Here is a 17,835-nt window from a genome sequence, read left to right as displayed (position 1 = left end):
CTTCGACAGGAGGATCCGGCCATGCCGTCCGACGGTTTCACCGATGAGGGAACCCCACTCGGCGAGAACGACGCCGAGGATCTACTACGCGGTATCTGTTTCAAGACGGGCCCGCCCCGCACCGTGGGTGTGGAACTGGAATGGCTCGTGCACGACCTGCGCTCCCCCGAAAGAGCGGTCCCGGCCCACCGCCTCAGAGAGGCGTACGAGGGGCTTCGGACCCTGCGCCTCGCATCGGCACTCACCTTCGAACCCGGCGGCCAGCTGGAGCTGAGCTCCCCGCCCGCCGCGTCACTGATGGAGTGCATCACCACCACCGCCGCGGACCTGGACACCGTACGCCCGGCCCTGCGTACGGCGGGACTCGCGCTCGCGGGTCTCGGACAGGACCCCTGGCACTCCCCGCACCGCATGCTGCGTGAGCCGCGCTACGACGCGATGGAGACCTACCTCGACCGGATCGGTCCGGCCGGCCGCGCCATGATGCGGACCACGGCCTCCATCCAGGTGTGTCTGGACGCGGGCCACGAGGAGCCGGGGCCGCTCGGCTACGGCCGGCGCTGGCAACTCGCCCATCTGCTGGGCGCGGTGCTGGTCGCCGCCTTCGCCAACTCCCCCATGAGCGATCGCAGACCTACCGGCTGGCGCTCCACCCGGCAGGCGATGTGGGCGCAGCTGGATCCGGCCCGTACCGCCGCGCCCTCGGCGCGGTACGAGCCCCGTACCGCCTGGGCCGCGCATGCCCTGGACACACCGGTGATGTGCATCCGGGCGGAGAAGGGGCCCTGGCCGGTGCCCGACGGGCTCACCTTCCGGGAGTGGATACGGTCGGGGGTGCCGCGCCCGCCGGTCCGCGCGGATCTCGACTACCACCTCACGACGCTGTTTCCGCCCGTCCGGCCGCGTGGTCATCTGGAGTTGCGGATGATCGACGCACAGCCGGGCGAGGACGGCTGGATGGTGCCGCTCGCCGTGACCACCGCGCTGTTCGACGATCCCGAGGCGTCGGAAACCGTCTACCGCACCGTCAAACCACTGGCGGAGACCGCGGGTTCGCTGCCCGCGCCCCGCAATCTCCTCTGGGCCAACGCGGCGCGCCACGCGCTGAGCGACCCGGAGCTGCACGCCGCGGCGATCGTCTGTTTCGCCGTCGCCCAGGAAGCACTTCCGCGCATCGGCGCCACGCGGGCCGTACAGGACGCGGTCGCGGCCTTCAACGACCGCTATGTCGTGCCCGGCCGATGTCCCGCCGATGATCTGCGCGCCTCTGTGAACGGGAAGGACCCCAGGACATGACCGACTCCGCGAAAACCATGGAAGGCGCGGAAAGCGCGGAAGCCGTCGGGATACCGGCGGAACAGATGCGGCGACGCGCCGTCGAGGTCCTGACGGCCGCCAGGGACCGTACCGCTCTGCTGACCTCCTGCGTCGACGACCACGAGCTGACCGCGCAGCACTCCCCGCTGATGTCCCCGCTGGTCTGGGATCTGGCGCACATCGGCAACCAGGAGGAGCAGTGGCTGGTGCGGACGGTCGCGGGACGCGACGCCATCCGTCCGGAGATCGACTCCGTCTACGACGCCTTCGAGCATCCCCGGTCCGCACGGCCGACGCTGCCGCTGCTGCCGCCCGCCGAGGCGCGCGCCTACGCCTCCGAGGTACGCGGCAGGGTGCTGGACATCATCGAGCGCACCCCGCTGCACGGCGGTCCGCTGCTTGACGCGGGGTTCGCCTTCGGGATGATCGCCCAGCATGAGCAGCAGCACGACGAGACGATGCTCATCACCCACCAGCTGCGGCGGGGCCCCGCGGCGCTGACCGCGCCCCCGCCGCCCGCCGGGGACACCACAGGACTGCCCGCCGAAGTGCTCGTACCGGCCGGGCCCTTCACGATGGGCACCTCCACCGAGCCCTGGGCGCTGGACAACGAGCGCCCGGCCCATCAGCGGCTCGTCCCGGCGTTCTTCATCGACACGGTGCCGGTGACCAACGGTGCCTACCAGCACTTCATCGACGACGGCGGCTATACGGACGAACGCTGGTGGGCGCCGGCCGGCTGGGAGCAGATCCGTACGCATGAGATCGGCGCTCCGCAGTTCTGGCGGCGCGAGGGCGGGCAGTGGCTGCGCCGCGCGTTCGGTGTGGTGGAGCCGGTGCCCGTGGACGAGCCGGTGCTCCATGTCAGCTGGTACGAGGCCGACGCGTACGCCCGCTGGGCGGGGCGGCGGCTGCCGAGCGAGGAGGAGTGGGAGAAGGCCGCCCGCCACGACCCCGTCTCAGGCCGCTCGCTGCGGTATCCGTGGGGGGACGACGAACCCACCCCGGAGCGGGCCAATCTCGGCCAGCGCCATCTGCGGCCCGCCCCGGCGGGCAGCTATCCGCGCGGTGCCTCCCCGCTCGGCGTACGGCAGTTGATCGGGGACGTCTGGGAGTGGACGTCGAGCGACTTCCTGCCCTATCCGGGGTTCGCCGCGTTCCCGTACCGCGAGTACTCGGAGGTGTTCTTCGGCAGCGCCCACAAGGTGCTGCGGGGCGGGTCGTTCGCGGCGGACGCGGTGGCCTGCCGCGGCACGTTCCGCAACTGGGATCTGCCGGTCCGCCGCCAGATCTTCTCCGGTTTCCGTACCGCGAGGGATGTCTGATGTGCCGCCATCTCGCCCGGCTGGGACCGCCGGTGGCGCTCGGTGAGGTGCTGGTAGCGCCGCCGCACTCGCTGTTCCGGCAGTCCTGGGCGCCGCGCCGGCAGCGCCACGGCACCGTCAACGCCGATGGCTTCGGGGTGGGCTGGTACGCGGACGGCGATCCGCTGCCCGCCCGCTACCGGCGTGCGCGGCCCATCTGGGGGGACCTCGGATTCACCGATCTGGCACGGGTGATCCGTACCCGCGCCCTGCTCGCCGCGGTACGTGACGCGACCGAGCCGGGCGCCGACGGGGAGGCCGCCGCCGCACCCTTCGCCGACGGGCCGTGGCTGTTCAGCCACAACGGCTCGGTCGGCGGCTGGCCCGGCACTCTCGCGGCGCCGGCCGCGTCCCTCCCCGCCGAGGAACTGCTCACCCTGGCGGCCCGCAATGATTCCGCGCTGGTGTGGGCGCTGCTGCTGCACCGGCTGCGGGCCGGTGACGAACCGGGGGAGGCCCTGGGCGACACCGTCCTCGATGTCGCCGCCGCCGCTCCGGCCTCCCGGCTCAATCTGCTGCTCACCGACGGCGAGCGGATCGCCGCGACCGCGTGGGGGGACACCCTCTGGTATCTCACCGACCCCGGGGGCCATCAGACCGTGGTGGCCTCCGAGCCGTACGACGACGACGCGCGCTGGCGCGAGGTCCCCGACCGCACCCTGCTCGTGGCGACCCGCGACGACGTGCAGTTGTCCCCTCTCAAGGAGCCACCCGAGTGAGCCCGTTCCTGCTGACCCGCACCCTGCCCGAGGACGCCACGGACGCCGCTCTGCGCGCCGATGTGCTCCAGGGGCTGACCCGTACACCGAAGGTGCTGCCTCCCAAGTGGTTCTACGACTCCCGGGGCAGCGAACTGTTCGAGGAGATCACCAGGCTGCCCGAGTACTATCCGACCCGCGCCGAGCGGGAGATCCTGCTCGCGCGGGCGCCGGAGATCGCGGCGGCGACCGGGGCGCGGACCCTCGTCGAGCTGGGGTCCGGATCGTCCGAGAAGACCCGCCATCTGCTGGACGCGCTCACCGCTCTGCACAGCTATGTGCCGGTGGATGTCAGCGAGAGCGCGCTGACCGGGGCCGCCGAGTCCCTGCTCGCCGAGCACCCCGGACTCCATGTGCACGCGCTCATCGCCGACTTCACCCAGGGGCTGGCGCTCCCCGGCACCCCGGGCCCCCGGCTGGTCGCGTTCCTCGGCGGCACGATCGGCAATCTGCTGCCGGCGGAGCGCGCCTCGTTCCTGGCATCGGTCCGGGCACTCCTCGCGCCCGGTGACGCGCTGCTGCTCGGCACGGACCTGGTCAAGGACGAGTCCGTACTGGTCAGGGCGTACGACGACGCGGCCGGGGTGACAGCCGCCTTCAACAAGAACGTCCTCGCCGTCATCAACCGGGAGCTGGGCGCGGACTTCGATCCGCGTGACTTCGACCATGTGGCGCTCTGGGACGCCGAGCACGAGTGGATCGAGATGCGGCTGCGGGCGCGCCGGCAGCTCACGGCGAAGGTCCCGGAGCTGGATCTGGTGGTGCATTTCGCGGCCGGCGAGGAGGTGCGTACGGAGGTGTCCGCGAAGTTCCGTCAGGACCGGGTACGCGCGGAACTGGCCGAGGCGGGAATGGAGTTAACGCACTGGTGGACGGATGAGGAGGGCCGGTTCGCCTTGTCGCTCGCGACCGCCGTGTGAGGGACGGCGTCCGCTACCAAGGTCCGGGTGACGCCATCCGCGACCGGGTGGGCGATGCCTGACCGGGCGTCCCGGGCCAGCTCGCGGCGGTCGGTGTGGCGCCCGGCGGGGATCAGCGGGAGGACGGTGATCTCCGCCGTGAGCCCGCCGGCCGTCACCACCCGCCACAGCGAGGCGGTGATGGTGTCGTCCCCGACGAACGCCGGGGCGCCGGACGGCGCTCCGTCCGGCGCGCGGTAGGTGATACGCACCGGACGGACGGCGGCGTCCGCGTCCAGCGCCGCCTGGAAGACGGCGGTGGTGAACTTGCCCTGCTCGCGCCCGCACCAGGTGCAGGCCTCGGGGAAGACGATCACCCGCGAGCCGGCGGCGAGCGCGGTGGAGAGGGTCCGTACGGTCCCGGGCAGCGCCCGCAGCCGCTCCCGTTCCACGAACAGGGTGCCGCCCAGCGCGGCCAGCGCGCCCAGCAGCGGCCAGCTCCGTATCTCGCTCTTGGCGAGCATCCGTCCGGGGAAGACCGTAGCGAGGAGCGGTATGTCCAGCCAGGAAACATGGTTGGCGACGACGAGGACCCCTGAGCCGCGCCCCGGCGCGGGCTCCCCCACCACGCGGACGCGCAGGCCGAAGAGCCGGAGCGCCGTGCGCGCCCAGTGCCGGGTGAGCCAGTCCCGTACCGCCCCTCCCAGGAGAGCGAGGAAGGGGGCCACCAGCGCACCGGCCAGGACGAGAGCGACCCCCGCGAGCAGCCGTACGGACGCCGTCAGCGCACCGGTCGAAGGGCCCTGGTGAGTGGAGCAGTCGCGCGGGGTGCAGGGCGCGGTGGGCAGCCAGGCGCTCATGCGGTGGGGGCGAGCGAGAGGAAGTGCCGCAGATAGCGCGGGTTGGTCCGGCGCATCGACAGCAGTACGTACAGGTCGGCGACGCCGAACTCCGGGTCGTGCGCGGGCGCGCCGCACACCCAGGCACCGAGCCGCAGATAGCCGCGGAGCAGCGGCGGCAGCTCGGAGGGCTTGGCCGCGGCGGCGGACGCGTCCGGGGTCCAGAGGCGGTGCGGGGTGACCCAGTACTCCTCCGGCGCCAGGTGCTTCTCCTTCACATTGCTCCAGGTCGAGGCGGCGAGCGCGCCACCGTCCGCGAGCGGGACCGAGCAGCAGCCCGCCAGCCAGTTGTAGCCGGTGTCGGTCATATAGCGGGCGAGCCCGGCCCAGATCAGGGCGATGACACCGCCGGTGCGGTGCAGGGGGTGGACGCACGAGCGGCCGACCTCGACCAGATCGTGCCGGATCGGGGCGAGCCGGGAGAGGTCGAATTCGCTGTCGGAGTAGATCCGTCCGGCGGCCCTGGCCCGCTCGGGCGGCAGCAGCCGGTACGTACCGACGACCTCGCCGGTGCTCTCCTCCCGTACCAGCAGGTGATCGCAGTACTCGTCGAAGGCGTCGACGTCCAGTCCCGGTTCGGGGCCGTCGAGCCGGGCGCCCATCTCACCGGCGAAGACCAGGTGCCGCAGCCGCTGCGCGGCCCGGACGTCGTCCTGGTCACGGGCGAGGGACACGAGGTAGCGCGGCTCGGCGGGGCCGGTACCCATCCCGGGGGTGGGGGCGGGGGCGGCGGGGACGAGGGGAGCGGGTGCGATGGCGGACATGGGGACTCCTGTGCCGGTAGGGAAGGCAGGCCGCCGGGATCCGCCGCTCGCGCGACGGGCCCGGCACCTAGTTTCTTCCGTGGCCGACTGGATTTGACATGACCACACGGAGGAGAACGGATGTGAGACGGCTGAATGCCGGGAGCGCGCGGGACGCGGACGCGCTCCGGCACACACCGCGGGAGACCCTGGACACACCGTGGGAGACCCTGAACGTACCGCGAGAATCCCGGGACGCACCGCGGGGACCCGGGACGCGCGTGGGAGATCCGGGACGCGCCGTGGGAGATCCGGGACGCGCCTCAGCCGGAAAGCAGCTCCGCGCTGATCAGCTCGGAGGCCGCCTTCGCCGACTCCTCCGGGTCCTCGCCCTCAAGGACGGCCGTCATATACGGCTTGATCGGGTTGTCGGCCTCGACGCTCGCCCACTGCGGGGAGTTCGGGGTGGCCCGTCCCCGCGCGGCGCCCTCGGCCATCGCGGCCGTGCTCGCGTCGCCGCGGATGACTCCGGCGAGGGTCGTCTTGTTCGGTACGTAGCTCATCGTCCGGGCGAGATCCGTCTGCCAGGCCTCGCCCGCCAGCGCCTTGACCACCTCGACGGCGGCGGAGTGATGGCTGGAGTTCTTCGGCACGATCAGATCGGAACCGCCGGTGAAGACGGCCCCCGGCTTGCCGGCGGTCTTGCCGGGAATGGGGAAGAAGCCGAGCTTGCCCTTCAGTTCGGGGTTCTTCTCCTCGATGATCCGCGCCGAGCTGGGGGTGGAGATGATCTGCGCGACATCGCCCTTGGCGAAGACCTCGGCCTGCGGGGGCTTGGCCTCGTCGGAGTTCTTCGGTCCGTTGCCCAGCGACTGGAGGTCCTTGTAGAAGTCCATGCCTCTCAGCGCGGCGGGCGTGTGGATCGTCCCCTGCCACTCGCCACCGGACTCGACGGCCAGTTCACCGCCCTCGTCCCAGATGAACCCGGCCAGGGTGTACCAGTCCTGTCCGGCGAGATAGATGCCCTGGTTGCCGCCGCGGTTCAGCTCGGCGGTGTCGTCCACCCACTGTTCTCTGGTCTTGGGCGGTTCCTCTATCCCGGCGAGCGCGAACAGGTCCTTGTTGTAGATCACGACGCGATTGGCCGCGTACCACGGGATGCCGAACTGCGCGCCGTTGATGCTGCCCGGCTGGGCGAGACCGGGCAGCCAGTCCTCGCTGCCCAGATCCCGTACCGACTCCAGGGTGAGATCGCGCAGATTGCCGCTCTCCGCGTACTGGGCGACCTGGGTGTTGCCGACCTCGATCACGTCCGGCGCGTCCCCGCCGTCCAGGGCGGTCATCACCTTCTCGCCGATTCCGGTCCACTCCTGGATCTTGATGTCGAGCTGGACGGACGGATGTCCCTTCTCGTAGTCGCTCACGAAGCGCTTGAGGAAGTCGTCCGAGACGCTGTCCTTCATCAGCCAGACGGTGACCGTCACGGTGTCGTCCCCACCGGGCAGCACTCCGCAGCCGCCGAGGGCGACGGAGGACACGAGAGCCACGGAACAGGCGAGAGGGCGGTTCTTCACGTAGGTCAACCTTCTGGCGTGAGGGCACGGTGCAGGAAGAGAGAGCCCGACGTGGGGGAAGCGAACCGGGTTCGCACGGGTGTGTGGGATTTTGGTATGGACCAAACGGCCGGTCAAGTCCCGGAAGCGAACAGAAGGCAGACGGCGAACAGAAGGCAGACAGAAGGGGCGGCGGAGGGCCATCCGGCGCCGGATGTCTCGCGGCCCGCCGCGTGGTGGGGCACGGTGGAGTGACACCGCGACACCCGTGACGCGTCAGAGGAGAGCGCCCCCATGTCCCATCACACCTACCGGGTCACCGAGATCGTCGGCACCTCGCACGAGGGCGTCGACGACGCCATCCGCAACGGCATCGCCCGCGCGTCCCAGACGCTGCGGGGTCTGGACTGGTTCGAGATGACTGAGGTACGGGGCCATATCGTCGACGGCGACATCGAGCACTACCAGGTCGGACTGAGGGTCGGCTTCCGCCTCGACGACGCCCACTGAGCGGCCGGGCCGCCGTCAGGTGCGGCCCTCGCGCTCCTGCGCGTCCTTCAGCGCCTGTGACGTGCTCGCCCAGCGGGCCCGTACGACCCTGAAGCCCGCCTGTTCGGCCGCGTCGCAGACCAGTTCGTCGTCGTCCACCAGCATCCGCACCTCCCGGCGGCCGGCCAGCCCGCGCAGGATCTCCAGTTTGGTCGTACGCGCGGGCCGCCGGTCGTCGTTCCGGCGCATCCAGATCCGCCCCTCGGGCAGGCCGTGCTCGCGCAGCCAGGTCACCGTGTCCGCGCGGCAGCGCTCCGGACGGCCGGTGAGGTACATGACCTCGCACTCCTCGGTGGCCTCGGCCACCATCCGTACGCCCTCGGCGAGTGGTGTGTCCTGTCCGGCCGCGCCGAAGAATCCATTCCAGTCCCGGGGCCGCCGCTCCAGGAAGTGCTGACGGTGGCCGGTCTCCGCCAGGGTCCCGTCCAGGTCGAATACGGCCAGCGGCCTGCTGTTCTTCGTCATCCCGCTCCCCGTCGTCCCTGTCACGCCCGCCAGCCTAAGGGCTGTCCCGTGGACGACAACGCGTTCGACATCGCGCACCCCGCCCCGCTAGCCTGCCGCCATGTCCAGTCCCGAGGCGTCAAGACTCTAGGCCCTGTCCGGTCGTCCGGTGGCCTGCTCGCGTTGTCGCGTTGACAAGCTCCGCGGCCCAAGGGGCCGTTGGCGCTCTCGACCGCTGCCCGCCGCCGCCTGATCACCGTAGTACGGACTGTGTTCGGCCCCGACCGGGCGTCACTTCCCTGACGCCGGGGGCCCTTCGCGCGGTGGTCGCCGCGTACTTCCGGCGCGGACCGTCGATTCCCGGCGTCCGTGCGGGTATTCCCGCGGCCCACCGCTGCCTTGTCGGCGTCTTCGCCGACCGCCTTGTCGGTCCATTCGGTCACACGATCCACCGTGTGGTTGTGGAGTTCTGTTATGCCATTCGCTCTCTACCTGCTCGGACTGGCGGTCTTCGCCATGGGGACGTCCGAGTTCATGCTGTCCGGCCTCGGGCCGGACATCGCACACGATCTGGGGGTGTCCATCCCGGCGGCGGGATCGCTCACCTCCGCGTTCGCCGTGGGGATGGTCATCGGCGCGCCGCTGATGGCGATGCTCAGTCTGCGCTGGTCGCGACGGCACGCACTGCTGATCTTCCTGCTCACGTTCCTGGCCGTCCATGTCATCGGCGCGCTCACCACCGATTTCGGGGTCCTGCTGGTCACCCGGGTCATCGGAGCCCTGGCCAACGCCGGGTTCCTCGCGGTGGCGCTGGTGACCGCCACCGGCATGGTCGAGCCGGACGCCAAGGGCCGCGCCACCTCCGCGCTGCTCGGTGGTGTGACCATCGCCTGCGTGGTGGGCGTTCCCGGCGGCGCGCTGCTCGGTCAACTGTGGGGCTGGCGCGCGGCGTTCTGGGCGGTGGCGATCGTATCGGTGCCGGCCGTCGTCGCGATCCTGCGGGCGGTACCGAGCGGCGGCGGCGCCCCCGCGCGGACGAGCGCGCGCCGGGAGCTGCGCGTGCTGCGCGAGCCACGGTTGCTGGTGATCCTGCTGCTGGGTGCGCTGGTGAACGGCGCGACGTTCTGTACGTTCACCTATCTCGCACCGCTCCTCACCGAGGTGGCCGGTCTCGGATCCGCTTGGGTGCCCGCCCTGTTGGCGCTCTTCGGTCTGGGTTCGTTCGCCGGGGTCACCATCAGCGGCCGGCTCGCCGACGTACGGCCCGTCCCGCTGCTGGTGGCCGGCGGCGTGGCGCTGCTCGCCGGCTGGGCCGCTTTCGCGCTGACGGCCGGGAACCCGGTGGCGGCGGGCGCGTTCGTGTTCGTCCAAGGGACCCTTTCGTTCGCCGTCGGCTCCACGCTGATCTCGCGGGTGCTGTACGCGGCGACCGCGGCGCCGACCCTGGCCGGCGGGCTCGCCACGGCCGCGTTCAACGTGGGAGGCGCGCTCGGGCCATGGGCCGGCGGGGTCGCGATCGGCGCCGGATTCGGCTTCCGCGCGCCGCTGTGGGTCAGCGCGCTGCTGGTGGCCCTCGCCCTCGCCACCGCCGGCGTCACCCGGGGAGTGCGGCGCGGGACGGCGGACGAGCGCGAGGGGGCAGCCACAGCGACCCGGTAACGGGGCCTCAGGAGCGTGAGACCTTACGGGCCGCCCGCAGCCATTCCTTGTTCATCGCCGCGATGGACGGCAGCGGGATGCCCTTCGGGCAGGCGGTGGCACACTCACCCGCGAGGGTGCAGCCGCCGAAGCCCTCCTCGTCCATGGTCGCGACCATGTCGAGGACCCGGGTCTCACGCTCCGGCGCGCCCTGCGGCAGCACATTGAGATGATTGATCTTGGCCGAGGTGAAGAGCATCGCCGAGCCGTTGGGGCAGGCCGCGACACAGGCGCCGCAGCCGATGCACTCCGCGTGTTCGAAGGCGAAGTCGGCGTCGGGCTTGGGGACCGGTGTGGCGTGTGCCTCGGGCGCGGCGCCGGTGGGGGCGGTGATGTAGCCGCCCGCGCCGATGATCCGGTCGAAGGCGGACCGGTCCACCACCAGGTCCTTGACCACGGGGAAGGCCCCGGCCCGCCAGGGCTCGACATCGATGGTGTCGCCGTCGTTGAAGTGCCGCATATGGAGCTGGCAGGTGGTGGTGCGCTCGGGACCGTGGGCGTCGCCGTTGATGACCACCCCGCACGCGCCGCAGATGCCCTCGCGGCAGTCGTGGTCGAAGGCGACCGGCTCGTCGCCCTTGAGGATCAGCTCCTCGTTGAGGGTGTCGAGCATCTCCAGGAACGACATGTCCTCGGAGATTCCGTCGATGCCATAGGTGACCATGGCGCCGGGGGCGTCGGCGTCCGGCTGTCGCCAGACGCGCAGGGTGAGCCTCATGCGTAGCTCCGCTGGGTGGGGTGGACGTACTCGAAGACGAGGTCTTCCTTGTGCAGGACGGGCGCGGTGCCGGTGCCGGTGAACTCCCAGGCAGCGGCGTACGAGAACTCCTCGTCGCGGCGGGCGGCCTCACCGCCCTCGGTCTGCGACTCCTCGCGGAAGTGGCCGCCGCAGGACTCGGCGCGGTGCAGGGCGTCGAGACACATCAGCTCGGCCAGTTCCAGATAGTCGACGATGCGATTGGCCTTCTCCAGCGACTGGTTGAGCTGATCGCCGGTGCCCGGCACCTTGATCCGGCGCCAGAACTCCTCGCGGATCTGCGGGATCCGGTCGAGCACCTTGCGCAGGCCCTCGTCGGTGCGGGCCATCCCGCAGTGTTCCCAGAGGAGTTCGCCGATCTCCTTGTGGAACGAGTCGGGCGTACGGTCGCCGTCGACGGCGAGCAGCAGCCGCAGCCGGTCCTCGGTGTCGGCCAGCGCCTCGGCCACCTCGGGGTGGGAGTCGTCGATCTCGGCGTGGTGCGGATTGCGTGCGAGATAGTCGTTGATGGTGGACGGGAGGACGAAGTAGCCGTCGGCCAGGCCCTGCATCAGCGCGGACGCGCCGAGCCGGTTGGCGCCGTGGTCGGAGAAGTTGGCCTCGCCGATCGCGAACAGCCCCGGCACGGTGGTCTGGAGGTCGTAGTCGACCCAGAGCCCGCCCATCGTGTAGTGGATCGCCGGGTAGATCCGCATGGGCACTTCGTACGGGTTCTCGGCGGTGATCCGCTCGTACATCTCGAAGAGGTTGCCGTACTTCTCCTCGACCGCCTTGCGGCCGAGCCGCGCGATGGCGTCGGCGAAGTCGAGATAGACGCCCTGTCCGCCGGGTCCGACCCCGCGGCCCTGGTCGCAGACGTTCTTCGCGGCTCGTGAGGCGATGTCGCGCGGGACGAGATTGCCGAAGGAGGGGTAGATCCGCTCCAGGTAGTAGTCGCGCTCGTCCTCGGGGATCTCGGCGGGGGGCCGCTGGTCGCCACGCGCCTTCGGCACCCAGATGCGGCCGTCGTTGCGCAGCGACTCGCTCATCAGCGTCAGCTTGGACTGGTGGTCGCCGGAGCGTGGGATGCAGGTGGGGTGGATCTGGGTGAAGCACGGGTTGGCGAAGTGGGCGCCGCGCCGGTGCGCCCGCCAGATGGCGGTGGCGTTGCTGTTCTTGGCGTTGGTGGAGAGATAGAAGACATTGCCGTAGCCGCCGGAGGCGAGGACGACGGCGTCCGCGAAGTGGGTGGAGACGGCGCCGGTGATCAGATCGCGGGCGACGATGCCCCGGGCCCGTCCGTCGATCACGAGCAGATCGAGCATCTCGGTGCGCGGGTGCATCTCGACGGCGCCCGCCGCGATCTGCCGGGACAGTGCCTGGTAGGCGCCGAGCAGCAGTTGCTGGCCCGTCTGCCCGCGGGCGTAGAACGTACGGGAGACCTGGACGCCGCCGAAGGAGCGGGTGTCGAGGAGCCCGCCGTACTCCCGGGCGAAGGGCACGCCCTGGGCGACACACTGGTCGATGATCTCGACGGATACCTCGGCGAGCCGGTGGACATTGGACTCGCGGGCCCGGAAGTCGCCGCCCTTGACGGTGTCGTAGAAGAGCCGCTGGATGGAGTCGCCGTCGTTGCGGTAGTTCTTGGCGGCGTTGATGCCGCCCTGCGCGGCGATGGAGTGGGCGCGGCGCGGCGAGTCCTGGTAGCAGAACTGGACGACGTGGTAGCCCTGTTCGGCGAGGGTGGCGCCGGCGGCGCCGCCCGCGAGGCCCGTGCCGACGACGATCACGGTGTGCTTGCGCCGGTTGGCGGGGTTGACCAGCTTGGCTTCGAAGCGGCGCCGGTTCCAGCGCTCGGCGACGGGTCCGTCCGGCGCCTTGGTGTCGGCGATCGGCTCACCGACGGTGTATTCGGCGTAGGTGGTGGGTTCGTTCATGTCAGCTCACCACTCCGGTCATGACGGCGACGGGTACGGCGATGAATCCCGCGGTCAGCGCCAGCGCCAGCAGATTGGCCGTGCCCTTGAGGACGCGTTCGCGGGTGGCGTTGCCCACGCCGAGGGTCTGTGCGGCGCTCCAGAAGCCGTGCTGGACATGGAGTCCGAGGGCGAGCACCGCGGCGATGTAGATGACGTTCCCGTACCAGGTGGAGAAGGTGTCCACGACGTTCTGGTACGGGTGGCCGGCCTGGAAGCCGCCGGGGTGCACCGTGCCGGTGGTCAGATCGAGGATGTGCCAGACGATGAACAGGCCGAGGATGATCCCGCCCCAGCGCATGGTGCGGGTGGCGTAGCCGGCGCGGGCCCGCTTGTGTACGTACTTGCTCGGGCGGGCGGCGAGGTCACGGCGGCTGAGCTGGTAGGCGCAGACCGCGTGCAGGACGACGGCCACGACGAGGACGACGCGGACGATCCAGAGCGCCCACTCGTAGTGCAGAATCGGTTCGCCCATGGTCCGCAGCCAGTGCGCGTAGCCGTTGAACTCCGGCGGTCCGAAGAAGATCTTGAGATTGCCGAGCATGTGCGCGACCAGATAGCCGAGCATGATCAGGCCGCTCACGGCCATGACCGTCTTTTTTCCGATCGTCGATCCCCAGAGGGTGCGGGTCATGGACGGCCGTTGGTCCGTCTCCCGCGTTGCCAGCGCCATGGACAGCACGCTAGGCCGCGCGACGCCAAGAGGTCCAAGACATGGTCCAGCTGATCTCCATAGCCCTTGCCTATCGTGAGGTCTACCCTGGCTCTTATGCAGTTCCAGCAGCTTCTCTACTTCGTGGCCGTCGCCGAGACCCGGCACTTCACCCGCGCCGCGGAACGCGTCCATGTCTCGCAGCCGTCCCTGTCCCAGCAGATCAGAGCGCTGGAGAAGGAGCTGGGGGCCGAGCTGTTCAGCCGCGCCCGCGGCAATGTCGCCCTCACCGACGCGGGCGAGGCGCTGCTGCCGCTCGCCCGGCGCATCCTCGCCGACACCGAGACCGCGCGGGTGGAGGTACAGGAGCTGGTCCAGCTGCGGCGTGGCCGGGTCAGGCTGGGGGCGCCGCCGAGCCTGTGCACCGGACTGCTCCCCGACGTCCTGCGGGCCTTCCACGATCTGCACCCGGGTATCGAGCTGCTGATCGAGGAGAGCGGATCGCACGATCTCGTACGGGAGCTGGCGCGCGGGGCGCTGGATCTCGCCCTGGTGGTGATGCCCCTGCCGGCCGCGTCGCCCGCGCTGACCACGGTCGAGCTGCTGCACGAGGACTTGGTCGTGGTCTCGTCGGCCGCCGCCCCGGCCCCGCGGCGGCCGGCCAGGATCGCCGATCTGGAGGGCGAGCCGCTGGTGATGTTCCGGCACGGCTACGACCTGCGCGAGCTGACGGTGGCCGCCTGCCGGGCCGAGGGGTTCGAGCCGTCGTTCACCGTGGAGGGCGGTGAGATGGACGCCGTCCTCGGTTTCGTACGGGCCGGTCTGGGCGTGGCGGTCGTACCGAGCATGGTGGCGGCGCGGGCGCGCGATCTGAGGGTCACCGCCCTGGCCAGGCCGGGGCTGCGCCGTACGATCGCGCTCGCCCACCGCAGCGATGTCGCCCCGCCGCGCGCCGCCCGCGAACTGCAGAGGGTGCTGCTCGCCACCCGGACCGCGGCCCCGAGGGGGACCGGGATCGCGGGCGGCGCGACCGTCGGGAACGGGGGCCAGGTGCCGGACAGGACCTAGACGGCGTCCGCGAGTGAGAGCGTGTGCAGTTGCTCGGGCGGCCCCGGTCTGGCGTAGTACCAGCCCTGGGCGGTGTCGCAGCCGAGCCGGCGCAGATGCTCCGCCTGTGCCCCGGTCTCCACGCCCTCCACCGTCACGGCCAGCTCCAGGCTGTGCGCGAGCGCGACGATCCCCTCGACGATCTTCAGATCGACCGGGTCCGCCGGATGCTGCTGCATGCCCTGGGTGAAGGAACGGTCCAGTTTGAGGACGCTCACCGGCAGCCTGCGCAGATTGGCCAGGTTCGAGTAGCCGGTGCCGAAGTCGTCGAGCGCGATGTCCACACCCATCTCGGAGAGCTGGCGCAGCGGCTTGAGCAGATCCTCGTCCGCGCCGATCAGCGCGGACTCGGTGACCTCCAGGCACAGCGCGCCCGGCGGGAGACCGATCCGCTCAAGCACCTCGACCGTGTCGGCCACGAGCCCGGGGTGGTGCAGCTGGGTCGGCGAGAGATTCACATTGATCCGCAGCGGTCCGCCGAGCGCGCCCTCGGGCAGCTGGCGCTGCCAGAACATCGCCTGCCGTACGGACTGTTCCAGCACCCAGCGGCCGAGCGGCACGATCAGTCCGGTGTGCTCGGCGAGCGGGATGAACCGGTCGGGTCCCAGTACGCCGTGCTGCGGATGGGACCAGCGCACCAGCGCCTCCGCGCCGTGCACCGTGCCGTCGTCCAGATGCACCAGCGGCTGGTACTCGATGAAGAACTCACCGCGCTCCAGGGCCGCGGGCAGCGCCGTCGTCAGTCCGTGCCGGGTGATGGCGCGGGCGTCGGCCTCCGGGTCGGCCACCTCGTAGCGATTGCCGCCCGCGGCCTTGGCCCGGTACATGGTGATGTCCGCGCTGCGCAGCACCTCCGCGGGGCTCCGCCCGGCTGAGGGCCCCTCGACGATGCCGATGCTGCCCCGGACCGTGAACTCCCGTCCGTCGAGCCGGATCGGGGTCGCCAGTACGTGGAGGATCCGGGAGGCGAGTTCGGCCACGCCCTGCTGGGTGTCGGGCCCGGTGGTCAGCGCCACGAACTCGTCGCCGCCCAGCCTGGCCACCATCTCACCCGGCGCGGTGGCGCAGCTCTGGAGCCGGTCCGCGACCTCGACCAGCAGCCGGTCGCCCGACGAGTGGCCGAGGCTGTCATTGATCGCCTTGAAGCCGTCGAGGTCGAGATAGCAGAGGCCGAAGCGCGCGCCGCCGTCCCCGGAGAGCGTCTTCTCCAGACGCTCGAAGAACAGCGTACGGTTGGGCAGTCCGGTCAGCGCGTCGTGCGTGGCCTCGTACCGCAGCCGCAGATTGAGCAGCCGCCGCTCGGTGGTGTCCTCCATCAGCGCCAGCTGATACTGCGGAGCGCCCTCGGCGTCCCGGAGCAGCGAGAGGGTCAGATTGGTCCAGAGCACCGTGCCGTCGTTGCGGTAGAACGGCTTCTCGACCCGGAAGTGCTCGCGCTCGCCGCGCACCAACTCGTCGTAGAGGCGCCAGACATGGGGCGCGTCCTCGGGGTGGACCCACTCGCTCACATTGCGGCTGCGGACATGGTGTTCGAGCCCGCCGAACATCTGGGTGAGGGTGTCATTGACCTCCAGCACATTGCCTTCGAGATCGGCGATGCCGATGCCGATGGCCGCGCCCTCGAACACCGCGTGGAAGCGTGCCTGCGTGACGTGCAGCGCGTCCTCGGCGTCATTGCGCGCGGCGAGCGCCGAGCGTGCGATGGCCTCCTGCTCGCTCAGGGTGCGCTCGCGCAGTGCCTGGGCGAAGCCGGCGGCGAGGGAGTGCTGGAGACGGGCGCAGCGGGCGCGGTTGTCCTCCGCGGTCAGCTCCTCCGTACCGCAGTACAGCACCAGATAGGAGTCGACGACGCCGAGCGTACGGCCAAGGGCCTCGGGGTCGGTGCAGTGCGCCGCCACGAGGGCGGTGCCGACGCGCGTGGCGGGCGCGGTGTCGAAGGGGTGCGCGTGCAGCGCCTCCTGCAACTCCCGGGCCAGCGGCAGCAGATGGGTTTCGAATTCGGGGCGCGTCAGAGACGTGGCCGTCGCCGGGAAGACCGCCCGGCTCCAGATCGTCGCGAAGCGCCTGAGTCTGTCTTCCAGGCCGTCCGGTTCGCTCTCGGCGCCTGTCGACTGCGAGGACATCGTCACGCCTTGCGTCCCACTCCGCCAAAGCCCGAGAAGGCGTACGGGTCCTCCTGGTCGGCGGGGCTGTCGGGCCGCCAGTGCGGCATGGACACCAGACCGGGCTCGACCATCTCGAAGCCGTCGAAGAACCGGGCCGTCTGCTCGCGCGTGCGCATGACCAGCGGGTTGCGGATGTCCTTGTAGACGGCGACCGCGGCGCCCGTCCGCTCCTGCGGGAGCGGCACGCCGTCGTACGAGGCGTGGGTGAGGACGAGCAGACTGCCGGGCGCGAGCGCGTCGCGCAGTTCGGCCACGGCGCCGTACGGGTCGTCCGTGTCCTCCAGGAAATGCAGGACGAAGACGAGCAGCAGCGCCACGGGCCGCTCCAGGTCGAGCAGCCCTCGCGCCACGGGGTTCTTGAGGATCTGTCCGGGCTCACGGAGATCGGCGCTCACGATGGCGGCGTTGTCGTTGCCGGCGAGAACGGCCTGGCTGTGGGCGACGGCGACCGGGTCGTGATCGACATAGAGCACCCGGGCGTCGGGGTTGCCGGCCTGGGCGACCTCATGGACATTTCCGTAGGTCGGAATGCCGGATCCGATGTCGAGGAACTGCGTGATGCCCTCGGCCAGCGCGAATTTCACCGCGCGGCGCATGAACGCGCGGTTCGTCTTCATGATCGTCGGAAGCCCCGGCATGAACCCCATTGCCTTGCGGGCCGCTTCCCTGTCCACCTCGAAATTGTGCGAACCGCCCAGATAGTAGTCGTAAATGCGGGAAACGCTCGGCGTCGATATGTCGATGCCCTGCGGTGCCCAGGCGGGACGCTCCATCGATGTCTCCAACAAGTCGCCACGGGATGCGGCCAAGGTACACGGCCGGTTGTTCGAGCCGAGGCTACTGATCGCCCGCCAAGAGAGCGAGCCCAAACGGAAATTAGCGATCCGTTCTTGGTCACACGCCGCTGGCACGTGCGACCGGTCCGGCCGGCCACCCAAACGGGGGCCCGCGGGACCAAGGGTGAAGGGGGGGGGC

General features: G+C 70.7%; 16 protein-coding genes. 7 read left to right on the top strand and 9 right to left on the bottom strand.

Going from position 1 to position 17,835, the window contains the following annotated elements:
- Window positions 1–21: 21 nt before the first annotated feature.
- The 4 genes from egtA to egtD are packed head-to-tail and all read left to right on the top strand — an operon-like array spanning window position 22 to window position 4,359.
- A complete protein-coding gene (gene egtA, locus ACFRMN_RS14360) occupies window positions 22–1,296 on the top strand; it encodes an ergothioneine biosynthesis glutamate--cysteine ligase EgtA (protein ID WP_383018436.1) in 1,275 nt (424 codons plus the stop codon).
- 17 nt (window positions 1,297–1,313) lie between these two features.
- Window positions 1,314–2,642: an ergothioneine biosynthesis protein EgtB gene (egtB, locus tag ACFRMN_RS14355; protein WP_383018506.1), complete on the top strand. Its 1,329-nt coding sequence runs from the start codon at window positions 1,314–1,316 to the stop codon at window positions 2,640–2,642.
- Window positions 2,642–3,400: an ergothioneine biosynthesis protein EgtC gene (gene egtC, locus ACFRMN_RS14350; protein ID WP_383018433.1), complete on the top strand. Its 759-nt coding sequence runs from the start codon at window positions 2,642–2,644 to the stop codon at window positions 3,398–3,400. Before egtB ends, egtC begins: the two co-directional genes overlap by 1 nt.
- A complete protein-coding gene (gene egtD / locus ACFRMN_RS14345) occupies window positions 3,397–4,359 on the top strand; it encodes an L-histidine N(alpha)-methyltransferase (protein WP_383018430.1) in 963 nt (320 codons plus the stop codon). The genes egtC and egtD overlap by 4 nt, the downstream gene beginning before the upstream one ends.
- Here the strand turns inward: egtD and ACFRMN_RS14340 are convergent.
- The 3 genes from ACFRMN_RS14340 to ACFRMN_RS14330 all read right to left on the bottom strand — a co-directional run bounded on the left by ACFRMN_RS14340 (window position 4,254) and on the right by ACFRMN_RS14330 (window position 7,554).
- Window positions 4,254–5,198, bottom strand: coding sequence for a lysophospholipid acyltransferase family protein (locus ACFRMN_RS14340; RefSeq protein ID WP_383018427.1), 945 nt, complete (start codon window positions 5,196–5,198; stop codon window positions 4,254–4,256). The two genes, egtD and ACFRMN_RS14340, sit on opposite strands and share 106 nt — an antisense overlap.
- Complete coding sequence (locus ACFRMN_RS14335; RefSeq protein WP_383018424.1) at window positions 5,195–6,001, bottom strand: GNAT family N-acetyltransferase; 807 nt, start codon at window positions 5,999–6,001, stop codon at window positions 5,195–5,197. The genes ACFRMN_RS14340 and ACFRMN_RS14335 overlap by 4 nt, the downstream gene beginning before the upstream one ends.
- A 302-nt stretch (window positions 6,002–6,303) precedes the next feature.
- Entirely contained in the window at window positions 6,304–7,554 is a 1,251-nt protein-coding gene (locus tag ACFRMN_RS14330) for an extracellular solute-binding protein (protein WP_383018421.1), read from the bottom strand.
- A gap of 273 nt (window positions 7,555–7,827) precedes the next feature.
- Here ACFRMN_RS14330 and ACFRMN_RS14325 point away from each other — a divergent pair, with 273 nt between their 5' ends.
- Window positions 7,828–8,043: a dodecin gene (locus ACFRMN_RS14325; protein ID WP_383018418.1), complete on the top strand. Its 216-nt coding sequence runs from the start codon at window positions 7,828–7,830 to the stop codon at window positions 8,041–8,043.
- Window positions 8,044–8,058: 15 nt separating this feature from the next.
- On the opposite strand, the gene ACFRMN_RS14320 is transcribed toward ACFRMN_RS14325, so the two are convergent.
- Window positions 8,059–8,547, bottom strand: a complete 489-nt coding sequence (locus tag ACFRMN_RS14320) for a hypothetical protein (protein WP_383018503.1) — start codon at window positions 8,545–8,547, stop codon at window positions 8,059–8,061.
- Between the two features lie 453 nt (window positions 8,548–9,000).
- Here ACFRMN_RS14320 and ACFRMN_RS14315 point away from each other — a divergent pair, with 453 nt between their 5' ends.
- Entirely contained in the window at window positions 9,001–10,185 is a 1,185-nt protein-coding gene (locus ACFRMN_RS14315; RefSeq protein ID WP_383018415.1) for a Cmx/CmrA family chloramphenicol efflux MFS transporter, read from the top strand.
- A 7-nt stretch (window positions 10,186–10,192) separates the two neighbouring features.
- On the opposite strand, the gene ACFRMN_RS14310 is transcribed toward ACFRMN_RS14315, so the two are convergent.
- Genes ACFRMN_RS14310 through ACFRMN_RS14300 form a run of 3 tightly spaced genes read right to left on the bottom strand, consistent with a single transcriptional unit; the run spans window position 10,193 to window position 13,570 of the window.
- Window positions 10,193–10,942 carry a succinate dehydrogenase/fumarate reductase iron-sulfur subunit gene (locus ACFRMN_RS14310; protein WP_383018412.1) on the bottom strand — a complete coding sequence of 250 codons (750 nt, stop codon included), beginning with the start codon at window positions 10,940–10,942 and terminating at the stop codon, window positions 10,193–10,195.
- Window positions 10,939–12,897, bottom strand: a complete 1,959-nt coding sequence (locus tag ACFRMN_RS14305) for a fumarate reductase/succinate dehydrogenase flavoprotein subunit (protein ID WP_383018409.1) — start codon at window positions 12,895–12,897, stop codon at window positions 10,939–10,941. The genes ACFRMN_RS14310 and ACFRMN_RS14305 overlap by 4 nt, the downstream gene beginning before the upstream one ends.
- 1 nt (window position 12,898) lies before the next feature.
- Window positions 12,899–13,570: a succinate dehydrogenase gene (locus ACFRMN_RS14300; RefSeq protein ID WP_383018500.1), complete on the bottom strand. Its 672-nt coding sequence runs from the start codon at window positions 13,568–13,570 to the stop codon at window positions 12,899–12,901.
- A gap of 135 nt (window positions 13,571–13,705) precedes the next feature.
- On the opposite strand from ACFRMN_RS14300, the gene ACFRMN_RS14295 reads away from it, so the two are divergent.
- Window positions 13,706–14,656 (top strand): LysR family transcriptional regulator, encoded by a 951-nt coding sequence (locus ACFRMN_RS14295; RefSeq protein WP_383018407.1) that lies wholly within the window; start codon window positions 13,706–13,708, stop codon window positions 14,654–14,656.
- On the opposite strand, the gene ACFRMN_RS14290 is transcribed toward ACFRMN_RS14295, so the two are convergent.
- Window positions 14,653–16,818, bottom strand: a complete 2,166-nt coding sequence (locus tag ACFRMN_RS14290; RefSeq protein WP_383018404.1) for a putative bifunctional diguanylate cyclase/phosphodiesterase — start codon at window positions 16,816–16,818, stop codon at window positions 14,653–14,655. The genes ACFRMN_RS14295 and ACFRMN_RS14290 overlap by 4 nt on opposite strands.
- Window positions 16,819–16,820: 2 nt before the next feature.
- Window positions 16,821–17,633 (bottom strand): SAM-dependent methyltransferase, encoded by an 813-nt coding sequence (locus ACFRMN_RS14285; protein WP_383018401.1) that lies wholly within the window; start codon window positions 17,631–17,633, stop codon window positions 16,821–16,823.
- Window positions 17,634–17,835: the final 202 nt, after the last annotated feature.

The organism is Streptomyces sp. NPDC056835 (genome assembly GCF_042789485.1).
In the GTDB taxonomy this organism is placed as follows: Bacteria; Actinomycetota; Actinomycetes; order Streptomycetales; family Streptomycetaceae; genus Streptomyces.
The sequence above is the reverse complement of the archived record's forward strand: the minus strand, read 5'-3'. Positions and strand labels throughout refer to the sequence as shown.

Coding starts and splice junctions, on each gene's coding strand:
- ACFRMN_RS14320 (WP_383018503.1), bottom strand. CDS start 8,547: ATGACGAAGAACAGCAGGCCGCTGGCCGTATTCGACCTGGACGGGACC.
- ACFRMN_RS14335 (WP_383018424.1), bottom strand. CDS start 6,001: ATGTCCGCCATCGCACCCGCTCCCCTCGTCCCCGCCGCCCCCGCCCCC.
- egtC (WP_383018433.1), top strand. CDS start 2,642: ATGTGCCGCCATCTCGCCCGGCTGGGACCGCCGGTGGCGCTCGGTGAG.
- ACFRMN_RS14295 (WP_383018407.1), top strand. CDS start 13,706: ATGCAGTTCCAGCAGCTTCTCTACTTCGTGGCCGTCGCCGAGACCCGG.
- ACFRMN_RS14290 (WP_383018404.1), bottom strand. CDS start 16,818: ATGTCCTCGCAGTCGACAGGCGCCGAGAGCGAACCGGACGGCCTGGAA.
- ACFRMN_RS14285 (WP_383018401.1), bottom strand. CDS start 17,633: ATGGAGCGTCCCGCCTGGGCACCGCAGGGCATCGACATATCGACGCCG.
- ACFRMN_RS14305 (WP_383018409.1), bottom strand. CDS start 12,897: ATGAACGAACCCACCACCTACGCCGAATACACCGTCGGTGAGCCGATC.
- ACFRMN_RS14315 (WP_383018415.1), top strand. CDS start 9,001: ATGCCATTCGCTCTCTACCTGCTCGGACTGGCGGTCTTCGCCATGGGG.
- ACFRMN_RS14325 (WP_383018418.1), top strand. CDS start 7,828: ATGTCCCATCACACCTACCGGGTCACCGAGATCGTCGGCACCTCGCAC.
- egtA (WP_383018436.1), top strand. CDS start 22: ATGCCGTCCGACGGTTTCACCGATGAGGGAACCCCACTCGGCGAGAAC.
- ACFRMN_RS14340 (WP_383018427.1), bottom strand. CDS start 5,198: ATGAGCGCCTGGCTGCCCACCGCGCCCTGCACCCCGCGCGACTGCTCC.
- ACFRMN_RS14300 (WP_383018500.1), bottom strand. CDS start 13,570: ATGACCCGCACCCTCTGGGGATCGACGATCGGAAAAAAGACGGTCATG.
- ACFRMN_RS14310 (WP_383018412.1), bottom strand. CDS start 10,942: ATGAGGCTCACCCTGCGCGTCTGGCGACAGCCGGACGCCGACGCCCCC.
- egtB (WP_383018506.1), top strand. CDS start 1,314: ATGGAAGGCGCGGAAAGCGCGGAAGCCGTCGGGATACCGGCGGAACAG.